A 12515-nucleotide genomic window follows, 5' to 3' on the forward strand; every position below is an offset into this window, starting at 1 on the left:
GCAACCCCGCCGCCCGGGTGATTGCGCCGAGCTACCGCGGCGGCGGGGCGCGCCGTGCGACGCTGATCCGGAGGCGGACGGACGTCTGGAGGTGCGCCATGGCCGCGACGCCGCGGGTCGACTTCGCGCTCGACACGTACGAGTGCATCGTGCTCTACCCGGGGCCGTCCGGCCGGGCCCTGCCGGAGGAGACGGTGCAGCGGCTCCAGGCCGAGCACCTGCGGCACATGCAGGCGCTGCACCGGCGGGGCATCATCCTGATCGACGGCTCGGTGGACGGCCCGGCCCGCGAGCCTGACCCGCCGATCGGCTTCGGGCTGGCCCATACCGGGTCGGTGGACGACGTGCGCAGCGTGATGGAGGCCGACCCGGCGGTGCAGGCCGGGCTCTACCGGGTGGACGTGCTGACCTTCCTCTGCCCGGCCGGCTCGCTGGAGTTCCCCCTGGCCAAGACGCAGAGCTGACGCCTGCCGGGGACCTGCCACCCCTCGGGCGCGCCGCGCACCCGGTCACCGCCCCGCGTCGATGCGTCGGCGCCGGCGTGCCCGGCCCCCGCCGGGCAGCCCGGGAGCACCGCGTCGGGGGATGCGGCCGGGCGGTACGATTTCCGCCGCGCGGTCGCCGATGCCCGCCGCTCACGACGTTCCGGTGCGGTGCCTCACCGCCCGCTGCGCGGTTCTCGCGCGTCGTCGGACAATGTTCCGCAGTCCGAAAGGGGTCGGTCGGCAGGTCGACCCGGAGGAGAGACTAGCCTGATGGGCGTGACACGCCGCGCGAAGATCGTCTGCACCCTCGGCCCCGCCACCTCGTCCCCCGAGCGCATCCGGGGCCTGGTAGAAGCGGGCATGAACGTGGCGAGGCTCAACTTCAGCCACGGCAGTCACGCCGACCACGAGGCGGTGTACCGGCTGGTGCGCGAGGCCGCCGACGCCTCCGGCCGCCCGGTCGCGGTGCTCGCCGACCTGCAGGGCCCGAAGATCCGCCTCGGCCGGTTCGCCGACGGCCCGCACGAGTGGCGGACCGGCGACTCCGTCGTGATCACCGGCGACGACATCGTCGGCACCAAGGAGCGGGTCTCCTGCACCTACCGCAAGCTGCCGCAGGAGGTGAAGCCGGGGGACCGGCTGCTGATCGACGACGGCCGGGTGGCGGTCGAGGTCAGCGACGTCACCGGCAACGACATCCGCTGCCTGGTCACCGAGGGCGGCCCGGTCTCCAACAACAAGGGTGTCTCGCTGCCCAACGTCGCGGTCAGCGTGCCGGCGCTGTCGGAGAAGGACGCCGAGGACCTGCGCTTCGCCCTCGGGCTCGGCGTCGACCTCATCGCGCTCTCGTTCGTCCGCTCGCCCGACGACATCAAGCTGGTCCACTCGATCATGGACGAGCAGGGCGTGCGCCGCCCCGTCCTGGCCAAGGTCGAGAAGCCGGAGGCGGTCGATCACCTGGAGGCGATCGTGCTCTCCTTCGACGGCGTCATGGTCGCCCGCGGCGACCTCGGCGTCGAGCTGCCGCTGGACCAGGTGCCGCTGGTGCAGAAGCGCGCCGTGCAGCTGTGCCGGGAGAACGCCAAGCCGGTCATCGTCGCCACCCAGATGCTCGATTCCATGATCGAGAATTCGCGGCCCACCCGCGCCGAGGCCTCCGACGTGGCCAACGCGGTGCTCGACGGCGCGGACGCCGTGATGCTCTCCGGCGAGACCAGCGTCGGCAAGTACCCGGTGCTCACGGTCAGCACCATGGCCAAGATCATCGAGACCACCGAGTCGGGCTCGATCGGCGTGCCCCGGCTCCAGCACGACCCCCGTACGCACGGCGGCGCGCTCACCGTCGCCGCCTCCTCGATCGCCCGGGCGATCGGCGCGAAGGCCATGGTCGCCTTCTCCCAGACCGGCGACACCGTCAAGCGGCTCGCCCGGCTGCACTGCGACCTGCCGCTGCTGGCCTTCACCCCGGTCCCCGAGGTGCGCAACCAGCTCGCCCTCTCCTGGGGCGTCGAGACGTTCCTGATGCCGTTCGTCGAGCACACCGACGACATGTTCCGCCAGGTCGACCAGGCGCTGCTCGGCCTCAACCGGGCCAACCCCGGCGACTACGTGGTGATCGTGGCGGGCAGCCCGCCCGGCACCCCGGGCTCCACCAACACCCTGCGCGTGCACCAGCTCGGCTCGCTGGTCGACGCCGCCTCGGCGCGGGCCCTGCAGTGACCGGGCACCCGGCGGCGGCGACCGGCCAGGCCGCGGTCGACCAGCTCCTGGAGGTGCTGGACCTCGACCACACCGGCGAGATGACCTTCCGGGGGATCAGCCCCCCGGTCGGTCCGCAGCGGGTGTACGGCGGCCAGGTCGCCGGCCAGGCCCTGGTCGCCGCCGGGCGCACCGTCGACCCGGAGCGCTTCGTGCACTCCCTGCACGGCTACTTCGTCCGGCCCGGCGACCCGACCGAGCCGATCGATTACCAGGTGGAGAACATCCGTGACGGCCGCTCCTTCTCGGTGCGCCGCTCGGTCGCGCTCCAGCACGACAAGCCGATCTTCTTCATGTCGGCCTCGTTCCAGCGGCAGGAGGAGGGGCTCGACCACCACGCGCCGGCCCCCCTCGACGTGCCCGGTCCGGACGATGTGCCGACCATGACCGACCGGCTCTCCCGCTACCCGGAGCGGCTGGGCATCTGGGGGCAGATCCCCCGCCCGATCGACGTCCGCTACGTCGGCGAGCCCGGCTGGGTACGCCCCGGCGACCGGCCCGCCGAGCCGCACCAGCGGGTCTGGATGCGGCTCGACGGCAAGCTCCCGGACGACCCGCTGCTGCACGCCTGCGCCCTGGCGTACGCCTCCGACCTGACCCTGCTCGACTCGGTCCTGTCGGTGCACGGCGAGGTCTGGGGCCCGGGCGGGGTGGTGGGTGCGAGCCTGGACCACGCGCTGTGGTTCCACCGCTCGTTCCGCGCCGACGAGTGGTTCCTCTACGACTGCTGGAGCCCGTCCGCCTCCGGCGCCCGGGGCCTGGCCACCGGCCGGATGTTCACCACCGACGGCCGGCACATCGCCAGCGCCGTACAGGAGGGGCTGCTGCGCCGGGTGGGCGCCTGACCGGCCACGTCGTGGCCGATCGGCCGAGGGGCGAGGAACCGGGCGGCCGAGCCGCCGACTAACCTTGCCGGCATGCGTCTCTCCGCCCGGGTCGACTACGCCCTCCGCGCGTCCGCCGAGCTGGCCTCGGTGGCCGAGGGCGGGGCGACCGGACGGACCCGTCCGGTGACCGCCGAGCAGATCGCCCGCAGCCAGGACATCCCGCCGAAGTTCCTGGAGAGCATCCTGCTCCAGCTGCGCCGGGGCGGCATCGTGCACGCCCAGCGCGGCCCCGAGGGCGGCTACTGGCTGGCCCGGCCGGCGTCGGAGATCTCTCTGGCCGAGGTGATCCGGGTGATCGACGGGCCGCTCGCGCACATCCGGGGCCAGCGCCCCGAGCAGCTCGGCTACCAGGGGTCCGCCCGCGCCCTGCAGGACGTGTGGATCGCCCTGCGGGCCAGCGAGCGGGAGATCCTCGAGTTGGTCACGCTCGCCGACGTGGCCGCCGGGACGCTGCCCGCCCGGGTCAACGAGCTGGCCGCCGACCCGGCCGCCTGGAGCTGACCGCCCACCCCTGTCGTCCCACCAGTCGGATGGGGGATTGACCGGAGCGTCGCCGTGCCGCATTGTCGACCAAGTCGATAGGAGATGCCGAAAAGACGGGGGACGCCGGTGCGGAAGCTGCTGATCCTCGCCCTGGTCGGGCTCGCCGCGCAGCTGGTCGACGGCGCGCTCGGCATGGCGTACGGACTCACCTCCTCGACGCTGCTGCTCTTCGCCGGGGTGGCGCCGGCCGCCGCGTCCGCCTCGGTGCACCTGGCCGAGATCGGCACCACCCTCGCGGCCGGGCTGTCGCACTGGCGGTTCGGCAACGTCGACTGGCGGGTGGTCGCCCGGATCGCGCTGCCCGGCGCGGTCGGCGCGTTCGCCGGCGCCACCTTCCTGAGCGCCGTCTCCACCGAGGCCGCCGCGCCCTGGATGGCCGGCATCCTGTTCACCCTCGGCGCGTACCTGCTGGTCCGCTTCTCCCGGCCGCTGCGCGCCGGCCGCGCCGCCGGCCGGCTGCGGGGTCGCTTCCTCGCCCCGCTCGGGCTGGTCGCCGGGTTCGTCGACGCCACCGGCGGCGGGGGCTGGGGTCCCGTCGCCACCCCGGCGCTACTGGTCTCCGGCCGGCTGGAGCCGCGCAAGGTGATCGGCTCGGTGGACACCGCCGAGTTCGTGGTCGCCGGCGCCGCCAGCGCCGGGTTCCTCGTCGGCCTCGGCGCCGAGGGCTTCCTGCTCTCCACCGTGGCGGCGCTGCTGGTCGGCGGCCTGATCGCCGCGCCGGTCGCCGCCTGGCTGGTCCGGATCGTCCCCGCCCAGCTGCTCGGCGCCGCCATCGGCGGAGTGATCGTGCTGACCAACGCCCGTACCCTGCTGCGCGCCGGCGAGCTGGGCGGCCCGGTCCCGGCGGTCGTCTACGCGATGCTCGGCGCCGGCTGGCTCGTCGCGCTGGCGCTGGCCGGCCGGGCCCTGCACCGGACCCGCCGGGCCCGCGCCGTCGCCGCGGCCGCCGTTGCCGCGCCGTCGGCCCCCGCCGGCCCGATCACCGGGTCGGCAGCCGAGACCGTGGCGACGGACGAACGCCGGCTGACCGCCGCGCTGGAGGGCTGATCGGCAGCTCTCGGCCGGCGCCGTCAGCGCGTTGCCCGCTCCGGTTCCGGGCCGCCCGGCCGGTCGTCCGGTGGCCAGGGCAGCCCGTCGGCCACCGGTAGCACGAGCGCGACCCCGCCGGCAGGCCGGGGGCGGACCGCGAGGCCGGCGATCGACGTGATCAGCCGGCGCGGCTCAGGCCACGCCGGGCGCCGCGGGCCCGCTGGGCCTCCACCGGTGCCCGGGGCTCGTCCCGATCCAGCAGCCGGTCGGCGGCCGCGAGCCCGGTGAGGGCCGCGCCGTAGGCGGCGAGCTCCCGCTGGAAGTGCTCCACCTTGGCGTACCAGAACTTGAGTTCCGGGTTTATCCCCTTGGCGTTGATGTAGTTAACGATGTCGCTCGGCGGCGTGATGCCCCGGCCCGCGTCACCGACGCCGGGCCGGAGGCCCGAAAGGCAGGCACCGGGTCGCCGGCTGCGGAACCCGCTCCGCCGGCGACCCGGTGCACCACACCGCGGCATTCCCGACCCGTCCCGACCGGGAATGCCGTACCACCACCGGGGACAAAGCTATGCGCACCGCGCGACGGTGCGGTGACGTGGCTATGAAGAGCGTGTTTCAGCGGCGCAGGCCGCCGGCCACCCGCTCCGCGATCAGCTCGAACGAGCGGACCCGGTCGGCCACGTCGTACACCATCGTGGTCAGCATCAGCTCGTCCGCGCCGGTGCGCTCCAGCAGCGCGCCGAGCTGCCGGGCCACCGTCTCCGGCGAACCCGTCGCCTGCCCGTCCCGGCGCTGGGCCACAAACTCCCGCTCCAGCTCGTTGTACGGGTAGGCCGCCGCCTCCTCCGGCGTCACCAGCGGCTCCGGCCGGCCCGAGCGCAGCTTCAGGAACGACAACCCGGCCGGCCCGGCCAGCCACTCCGCCCGCTCGTCGGTCTCCGCGCAGACCGCGTTGACCGCCACCATCGCGTACGGCCGCTCCAGCCACTGCGACGGCCGGAAGCTCTGCCGGTAGAGCTGGAGCGCCGGGATCGTGTTCTGCGCGCTGAAGTGGTGGGCGAACGAGAACGGCAGCCCCAGCAGGCCGGCGAGCTGGGCGCTGAACCCGCTCGACCCGAGCAGCCAGACCGCCGGCGACTGCCCCTTGCCGGGGGTGGCGGTGATCGGGCCCGGCTCGGCGCCGCTGAAGTAGTTCATCAGGTCGGCCAGCTCCCGGGGGAAGTGCTCCGCCGACAGCCCCTCCATGGTCCGGCGCAGCGCCAGCGCGGTGACCTGGTCGGTGCCCGGCGCGCGGCCGATGCCCAGGTCGATCCGGCCCGGGTGCAGCGCCTCCAGGGTGCCGAACTGCTCGGCCACCACCAGCGGCGCGTGGTTGGGCAGCATCACCCCGCCCGAGCCGAGCCGGATCGTCGAGGTGTGCGCCGCGAGGTGGGCGAGCAGCACCGCCGGGGCGGAGCTGGCAATCGCCGGCATGTTGTGGTGCTCGGCCACCCAGAACCGGCGGTAGCCCAGCTCCTCGGTGCGGCGGGCCAGCTCGGTGGTGTGCCGCAGCGCCTCACCGGCGCTGCCGGTCGCGGCCACCGGGGCAAGATCAAGAACAGACAACGGTACGTCGATCACGGCAGAGAACAACCCGCCGAGCGCCGGAGTTGTTCCGCGAGGTGCCCTATCCCATACCTCGCGCCTGCTCGAAGATCAGACTCGTCTGGGTGTGCTGCACCGCCGGATCCACCGCCAGGTGATCCAGCACGAAGTCCCGCAACGCGTCCCCGGACGCCGCCCGTACGTGCAGCACGTAGTCCTCCGCACCCGCCACGTGGAACACCGACACCACCCCCGGCAGCCGCACCGACCGGGCCCGGAACGCGTCCACCGCGGCCCGCTCGTGCGCCGCCAACCGCACCGACACCAACGCCTGCAACGGCAGGCCCACCGCCGCCGGATCCACCTCCGCGTGGAACCCGCGGATCGCCCCGCACTCCCGCAACGCCCGGGTACGCGTCAGACACGTCGACGGCGCCACGCCCACCCGCTCGGCCAGGGCATTGTTCGGCAACCGGCCGTCCGCCGCCAACTCGGTCAGGATCGCGTGGTCGATGTCGTCCAGGGCCGCGAACGGCGGCCGCACATCATTCGGTGCGAGGGGCATGCCAGCATCATCCATCGAACTTCCCGGTGCCGGAAGAGTCAGGAGCAGAATGTTCTTCGCTGCTCTTGCCCGCTGCCAGCCTGATGTTCGACGCTTCCGGCCATGACCGCCGTGGACACCAGAGCCGTGCACGCCGGGCGCGACGACCTCGCCGGTCTCGGCGTCCACGTGCCACCCATCGACCTCTCCACCACCAACCCGCTCCCGTCAGTCACCGACGGCGGCGACGCGTACGAGACCCTCGCCACCGGCGGCACCCTCCCGGCCGGCGCCAGCGCCGTCTACCAGCGGCTCTGGAACCCCACTGTGGCCCGCTTCGAAACCGCCCTCGCCGAACTCGAAGGCACCGCCGAGGCCGTCGCCTTCGCCAGCGGCATGGCCGCCCTCACCGCCACCCTGCTCGCCGCCACCCGCGACGGGAAACGCCACGTCGTCGCCGTCCGCCCCCTCTACGGCGGCACCGACCACGTGCTCGCCACCGGCCTGCTCGGCACCGAGGTCACCTGGGCCCGACCCGACCAGGTCGCCGCCGCCGTCCGCCCCGACACCGCCCTGGTCGTCGTCGAGACCCCGGCCAACCCCACCCTCGACCTCGTCGACATCGCCGCCCTCGCCGCCGCCGCCGGCGACGCCCCGCTGCTCGTCGACAACACCGTCGCCACCCCGGTGCTCCAGCAGCCCGCCCGGCACGGCGCCGCCCTCGTGCTGCACAGCGCCACCAAGAGCATCGGCGGCCACGGCGACGTCCTCGCCGGCGCCGTCGCCTGCGACGCCGCCTGGGCCACCCGACTGCGCCAGGTCCGCGCCGTCACCGGCGCGATCCTCCACCCGCTCGGTGCGTACCTGCTGCACCGCGGCCTGCAGACCCTGCCGCTGCGGGTCCGCGCCCAGCAGGCCGGCGCCGAGAAGCTCGCCGCCTGGCTCGCCGGCCACCCCTCCGTCGAGCGGGTCCACCACCCCTCGCTGCACGACCCCGCCGGGCTGGTCGGCCGCCAACTGTCCGGCACCGGCAGCCTGCTCGCCTTCGAGGTACGCGGCGGCGCCCCCGCCGCGGCCGCCGTCGCCGGCGCCTGCCGGCTGATCACCCACGCCGTCTCCCTCGGCGGGGTCGACACCCTGATCCAGCACCCCGCCTCGCTCACCCACCGGCCGGTCGAGGGCGACGCCAAGCCGGGCGGCGCGCTGCTGCGCGTCTCGGTCGGGCTGGAGGACCCGGAGGACCTGCGGGCGGACCTGGAGCAGGCGCTGTCGGTGATCTGACGGGTCAGGACTTCGGGCCGACGTGCCGGTCCAGCGCGGCCACCGCGTCGCGCCGGGCCACAGAGAGCGAGTTGCGGCGGTTCATCTTCCAGTCGATGCCGAGCAGGTCCAGCGCCCATTGGCAGAGGCCCATGATGTCGGCGGACTCGTTGGTGAACAGGTAGCGCGGGTAGACGTACCGCTTACCGCGGACGGTGACCCGGTTGATGATGCGGCAGCCGTCGGAATGAAAGAGGCCGCGCAGGAAATCGCCGGGGTGCGCCTCGACGATCTTTCGTTGCCAGTCGGTCAGGAGGATCGCCCGCTCGTGCTTCTTGCCCGCCCCGTGCTGTGGTAGGAGGCACGGCCAGTGTTTGCCGTAGCTCTGCACGGTGACGCAGCCCTGCTTCTGTACCCGTTGCACCGAACCTGCCAGCACTGCTCGCATGGCCTTGTCACACAGGTCGATGAGGTTTGGCCAGGCGTTGGAGCAGTAGATGCGGAGGACCGGCACCCGTGCACTGGTGACGAGGTGGCCATCGCCGAGGTAGAGGCCCAGCAGATAAGCGTATTGAGCGGGTTCTGTCGGGCTGTCGATGCCCGGGCGGCAGCGGAAGCAACGCAGCACGCTGCCGCGTTGGTTCGGCTCTGGTCGATCCTTGCACCAGTGTCTGACCGTGGGATAGGAGAGTCCGACGGCGCGAGCAGCCTCCGCTACGGTGGCGCCGGCGAGGTAGAGGCGCCGTGCTCGGGCGCGTATCTCGGGTGGATGCACCAGTGCATCTTCGAACGCCTGTCTGACAGTTTGTGCCCCCGGTGGGACTCGAACCCACACTTTATGCAGTTTGAGTGCATTGCCTCATGCCAGTTGGGCTACGGGGGCGTTCCGTAAACCGACCTTGAAAGAGTACCCACTAGGCTAAGGGCGGCGACACCCGGCAGGGCGGGTGTGGGGTTCGAACTGGTGGGAGTGGCTCGTGGCCGAGACGGAGACCGAGCGCAGGCGCGTACTGATCGCCGAGGACGAGGCGCTCATCCGGCTGGACCTGGCCGAGATGCTGGTCGAAGAGGGCTACGAGGTGGTCGGCGAGGCCGGTGACGGCGAGACCGCCGTCAAGCTCGCCCAGGAGTTGAAGCCGGACCTGGTCATCCTCGACATCAAGATGCCGATCATGGACGGGCTGGCCGCCGCCGAGCGGATCGCCGGCGAGCGGATCGCCCCGGTGATCATCCTGACCGCGTTCAGCCAGCGGGACCTGGTGGAGCGGGCGCGGGCGGCGGGCGCGATGGCGTACCTGGTCAAGCCGTTCCAGAAGAGCGACCTCGTGCCGGCGGTGGAGATCGCCCTGTCCCGCTACTCGGAGATCGCGGCGCTGGAGGCGGAGGTCGCCGGCCTGACCGACCGGCTGGAGATCCGCAAGACCGTGGAGCGGGCCAAGGGCGCGCTGATGACCACGTACGGGATGACCGAACCGCAGGCGTTCAAGTGGATCCAGCGCACCGCGATGGACCACCGGATGACCATGAAGGAGGTCGCCGAGCGGATCCTCGCGGAGACCGCCGGCGGCGAGGTGGCCCAGCCCGCCTCCTGACCCGCGCCCCACCGACCGCCCGGCCCCGGCACCGAGATCCGCGCCGCGCGTCGGGCCGGGCCGGGACACGCCCGTCGACGGGTTCCCCGTGTCGTCGGCGGTCGATACGATCTCCGTCATGCGACGTGGCGTGGCGGTGCTCGGCCTGCTCGTCGTGCTGCTCGCCGCCTGCCGCTCGACCGGCCGGGCGGCGCCCACGGCCACGCCCGTGCCGGTACGGCCGGCCTGGCAGCCGGTCACCCTGCCCGTCCCGCCCGGCGCCGCCGGGAGGCTGGAGCTGCGGGACGTCACGGCCTGTGACGGCCGCTGGTTCGTGGTGGGTGCGGTGGTCGACGGGTCCGGTGGCACCCGGCCGGCCGCCTGGAGCAGCTCCGACGCGGTCACCTGGACCCCGCTGCGGCCGGTGCCGCGCAGCCCGTACGGCGTGGAGAACCTGCTGACCGCGGCGGGCTGCCGGAACGGCCGGCTGGCCGCGGTGGGCGGCAAGACCGGCGGGGTGCACGGCAATCCCCGGATCAGCACGTGGCGGCAGGTCGCCGACGGCTCGCTGGTGGAGGTGCCGGCCGAGTTCGAGGTGTTCGGCGGCCAGGACGCGGTGAACGTGGGGCGGATCGCGGGCGGCCCGCTCGGGTGGTTGATCTCGGGTAACCGGGCCACCGGGGCGGCCGCCTGGGTCTCCCCGGACGGGGCGGACTTCCAGTTGGTGAGCGGGGTGCCGGAGCTGGCCGCCGACGCGGCGGGCCGGCCCTGGGCGGCGGACGGCGTGGCGGTGCCGTCGGGCTGGCTGGTGGTGGGTTCGGTGCTGCCGCCGGGGCGTACCGGATCGGCTCCGGCGGTGTGGACCTCGGCGGACGGGCGGAGCTGGCGGCGTGCGGTGCTGCCCGGCGCGGCGGACGTGGCGGACCTGCAGCGGGTGGTCCGGGTGGGGGAGCGCACGGTGGCGGTGGGCCGGCGCGGCGACGGCCTGGGCGCCTGGCTGGGAGCGGGCGGCGACTGGCGGTCGGGTGGCGCCTTCGGCGACGCGGGGACGGACCGGCCGGGCCGGGTGTGGGGGCTGGCGGCGCGCTCCGACGGCGCGTTCGCGGTGGTGGCGGGCGAGGCGACCGGTGCGGGCTGGTTCTCGTCTGACGGCGGACGGTGGTCTCCGGTGGTGCTGCCGGCCGCGGTGCCGGCGGCGGCCGACCGGTCGGTGGCGGTGGCCGGGTCGGGTGACGCGGTGGTGCTGCTGGTGGATGACGGCAGCCGGGCCGGGGTGTGGGCGACGCGCGGCCCGTGGAGCGCCGGCTGACCCTTCCACCAGCGTGTTTCCGACCGGTGTCGCATGTCCGATTTTCGCCTGGACGGGACCCGTGTGTTACAGCACATCTGTGAATCCGGCCACTCAACGTAACGGTTAGGTCAACCCCGTCTCGCAGGTCTACCTTCGCGCTCCCAGGTGGGATAACGTCCCGCCCCAGACCGGGATCGCGGTCGGCCCGGCCAGTCCCCGCAAGGTCCAATTCGACGCGGGTGGTCCGGGCCTTCGGACGGAGGAGGGTACGAGCCGTGAGGCAGAAGCTCGCACGGGTGCTCGGTGGCGTGGCCATCGGCGCGCTCGTTTTCAGTGGCGCGGCCTGCAAGGCCGACAGCGGCAGTGAGGCGGGCGGCGGGAAGGCCGCCTGCGACCTGAAGATCGGCTTCTTCGGCGCCCTGACGGGTGACGCTGCGGGTCTCGGTATCCACATGCGCAACGGCACCCAGCTGGCCATCGAGCAGTACAACAAGGACAACAAGGACTGCCAGGTCAAGCTGGAGCAGTACGACTCCCAGGGTGACCCGGCCAAGGCCCCGGCCCTGGCCCAGCAGGCGGTCGGCGACAGCAAGGTCGTCGGCATCATCGGCCCGGGCTTCTCGGGTGAGTCCGAGGTGGCGGACCCGATCTTCGACGCGGCCGGCCTGCCGACCATCACCCCGTCGGCGACCCGCCCGAGCCTGAGCACCAAGAACTGGAAGATCTTCCACCGCGGCGTGGGTAACGACACCTCCCAGGGCCCGGCCGCCGGTCGGTACATCAAGAACGTGCTGAAGGCCGAGAAGGTCTACGTCGTCGACGACCAGTCGGCGTACGGCGCCGGCCTGGCCGACGAGGTCAAGAAGGTCATCGGCACCCCGGTCGGCTACGACAAGATCCAGGTCAAGCAGACCAACTTCTCCGCCGTGGTCACCAAGATCACCAGCAGCGGTGCGACCGCCCTCTTCTTCGGTGGCTACTACACCGAGGCCGGCCTGCTGCTCAAGCAGCTCAAGGGCGCGGGCTGGAAGGGCACCATGATCGCCGGTGACGGCGTCAACGACTCCAACTTCATCAAGGTCGCCGGCCAGCAGGTCGCCGAGGGCACCATCCTGACCTGCCCGTGCGCGCCGGCCACCAAGGCCAAGGGCAGCTTCGTCACCGACTACAAGACGGCGTTCAACGTCGACCCGGGCACCTACGCCGACGTGTCGTTCGACATCACCCGGATCATGCTCGAGGGCATCAAGGCCGGTAAGACGAGCCGGGCCGACCTGAACTCCTTCATCACCAGCTACAGCGGCACCGGTGCCGCGACCGGTGTGACCTACAAGTTCGAGTCCAACGGCGAGCTGGACCCGGCCCAGGTCATCGTCTGGGCGTTCAAGGTGAACGCGGGCCAGGTCGTCCCCGACATCGAGATCCCCAAGGCCTGACCGGTCCGTCCGGTCCCGGCACGGGACACCAGGCGTGGGGGGGGGGGGGGGGGGGGGGGGGGGGGGGGGGGGGGGGGGGGGGGGGGGGGGGGGGGGGGGGGGGGGGGGGGGGGGGGGGGGGGGGGGGG

Annotated in this window: 13 protein-coding genes and 1 tRNA gene; 9 read left to right on the forward strand and 5 right to left on the reverse strand. The window is 73.3% G+C overall.

Annotated features, from left to right (window positions below; all coding sequences use genetic code 11):
- Nucleotides 1-98: 98 nt before the first annotated feature.
- The 5 genes from ACZ6S5_RS14820 to ACZ6S5_RS14840 all read left to right on the forward strand — a co-directional run bounded on the left by ACZ6S5_RS14820 (nucleotide 99) and on the right by ACZ6S5_RS14840 (nucleotide 4720).
- Nucleotides 99-464 carry a YciI family protein gene (locus ACZ6S5_RS14820; protein ID WP_466000658.1) on the forward strand — a complete coding sequence of 122 codons (366 nt, stop codon included), beginning with the start codon at nucleotides 99-101 and terminating at the stop codon, nucleotides 462-464.
- Between the two features lie 291 nt (nucleotides 465-755).
- Nucleotides 756-2204: a pyruvate kinase gene (gene pyk, locus ACZ6S5_RS14825; RefSeq protein ID WP_466000659.1), complete on the forward strand. Its 1449-nt coding sequence runs from the start codon at nucleotides 756-758 to the stop codon at nucleotides 2202-2204.
- Nucleotides 2201-3088: an acyl-CoA thioesterase gene (locus ACZ6S5_RS14830; RefSeq protein ID WP_466000660.1), complete on the forward strand. Its 888-nt coding sequence runs from the start codon at nucleotides 2201-2203 to the stop codon at nucleotides 3086-3088. Before pyk ends, ACZ6S5_RS14830 begins: the two co-directional genes overlap by 4 nt.
- Nucleotides 3089-3160: 72 nt before the next feature.
- Nucleotides 3161-3631 (forward strand): RrF2 family transcriptional regulator, encoded by a 471-nt coding sequence (locus ACZ6S5_RS14835; protein ID WP_466000661.1) that lies wholly within the window; start codon nucleotides 3161-3163, stop codon nucleotides 3629-3631.
- A gap of 108 nt (nucleotides 3632-3739) precedes the next feature.
- Nucleotides 3740-4720 (forward strand): sulfite exporter TauE/SafE family protein, encoded by a 981-nt coding sequence (locus tag ACZ6S5_RS14840; protein ID WP_466000662.1) that lies wholly within the window; start codon nucleotides 3740-3742, stop codon nucleotides 4718-4720.
- Nucleotides 4721-4880: 160 nt separating this feature from the next.
- Here the strand turns inward: ACZ6S5_RS14840 and ACZ6S5_RS14845 are convergent, their stop codons facing one another.
- The 3 genes from ACZ6S5_RS14845 to ACZ6S5_RS14855 all read right to left on the reverse strand — a co-directional run bounded on the left by ACZ6S5_RS14845 (nucleotide 4881) and on the right by ACZ6S5_RS14855 (nucleotide 6850).
- Nucleotides 4881-5219: a hypothetical protein gene (locus ACZ6S5_RS14845; RefSeq protein ID WP_466000663.1), complete on the reverse strand. Its 339-nt coding sequence runs from the start codon at nucleotides 5217-5219 to the stop codon at nucleotides 4881-4883.
- A gap of 97 nt (nucleotides 5220-5316) precedes the next feature.
- The gene (locus ACZ6S5_RS14850) at nucleotides 5317-6333 is read right to left on the reverse strand and encodes an LLM class flavin-dependent oxidoreductase (protein WP_466000664.1); all 1017 of its coding nucleotides are present in this window, start codon (nucleotides 6331-6333) and stop codon (nucleotides 5317-5319) included.
- 34 nt (nucleotides 6334-6367) lie between these two features.
- The gene (locus ACZ6S5_RS14855) at nucleotides 6368-6850 is read right to left on the reverse strand and encodes an Lrp/AsnC family transcriptional regulator (RefSeq protein WP_466000665.1); all 483 of its coding nucleotides are present in this window, start codon (nucleotides 6848-6850) and stop codon (nucleotides 6368-6370) included.
- A 102-nt stretch (nucleotides 6851-6952) separates the two neighbouring features.
- Between ACZ6S5_RS14855 and ACZ6S5_RS14860 the strand changes: the two genes are divergently transcribed.
- Nucleotides 6953-8110 (forward strand): trans-sulfuration enzyme family protein, encoded by a 1158-nt coding sequence (locus tag ACZ6S5_RS14860; RefSeq protein WP_466000666.1) that lies wholly within the window; start codon nucleotides 6953-6955, stop codon nucleotides 8108-8110.
- A gap of 4 nt (nucleotides 8111-8114) precedes the next feature.
- On the opposite strand, the gene ACZ6S5_RS14865 is transcribed toward ACZ6S5_RS14860, so the two are convergent.
- Entirely contained in the window at nucleotides 8115-8864 is a 750-nt protein-coding gene (locus ACZ6S5_RS14865; protein WP_466000667.1) for a helix-turn-helix domain-containing protein, read from the reverse strand.
- A 33-nt stretch (nucleotides 8865-8897) separates the two neighbouring features.
- Nucleotides 8898-8972 (reverse strand) — tRNA-Leu (locus ACZ6S5_RS14870).
- Nucleotides 8973-9066: 94 nt separating this feature from the next.
- On the opposite strand from ACZ6S5_RS14870, the gene ACZ6S5_RS14875 reads away from it, so the two are divergent.
- From ACZ6S5_RS14875 to ACZ6S5_RS14885, 3 genes are all read left to right on the forward strand, one after another.
- The gene (locus ACZ6S5_RS14875) at nucleotides 9067-9681 is read left to right on the forward strand and encodes an ANTAR domain-containing response regulator (RefSeq protein ID WP_466000668.1); all 615 of its coding nucleotides are present in this window, start codon (nucleotides 9067-9069) and stop codon (nucleotides 9679-9681) included.
- Between the two features lie 118 nt (nucleotides 9682-9799).
- Nucleotides 9800-10969: a hypothetical protein gene (locus ACZ6S5_RS14880; protein ID WP_466000669.1), complete on the forward strand. Its 1170-nt coding sequence runs from the start codon at nucleotides 9800-9802 to the stop codon at nucleotides 10967-10969.
- Between the two features lie 257 nt (nucleotides 10970-11226).
- The gene (locus tag ACZ6S5_RS14885) at nucleotides 11227-12387 is read left to right on the forward strand and encodes a branched-chain amino acid ABC transporter substrate-binding protein (RefSeq protein ID WP_466000670.1); all 1161 of its coding nucleotides are present in this window, start codon (nucleotides 11227-11229) and stop codon (nucleotides 12385-12387) included.
- The last annotated feature ends 128 nt before the right edge of the window (nucleotides 12388-12515 follow it).

The sequence above is a fragment of the Micromonospora sp. NPDC051924 genome (assembly GCF_055586005.1).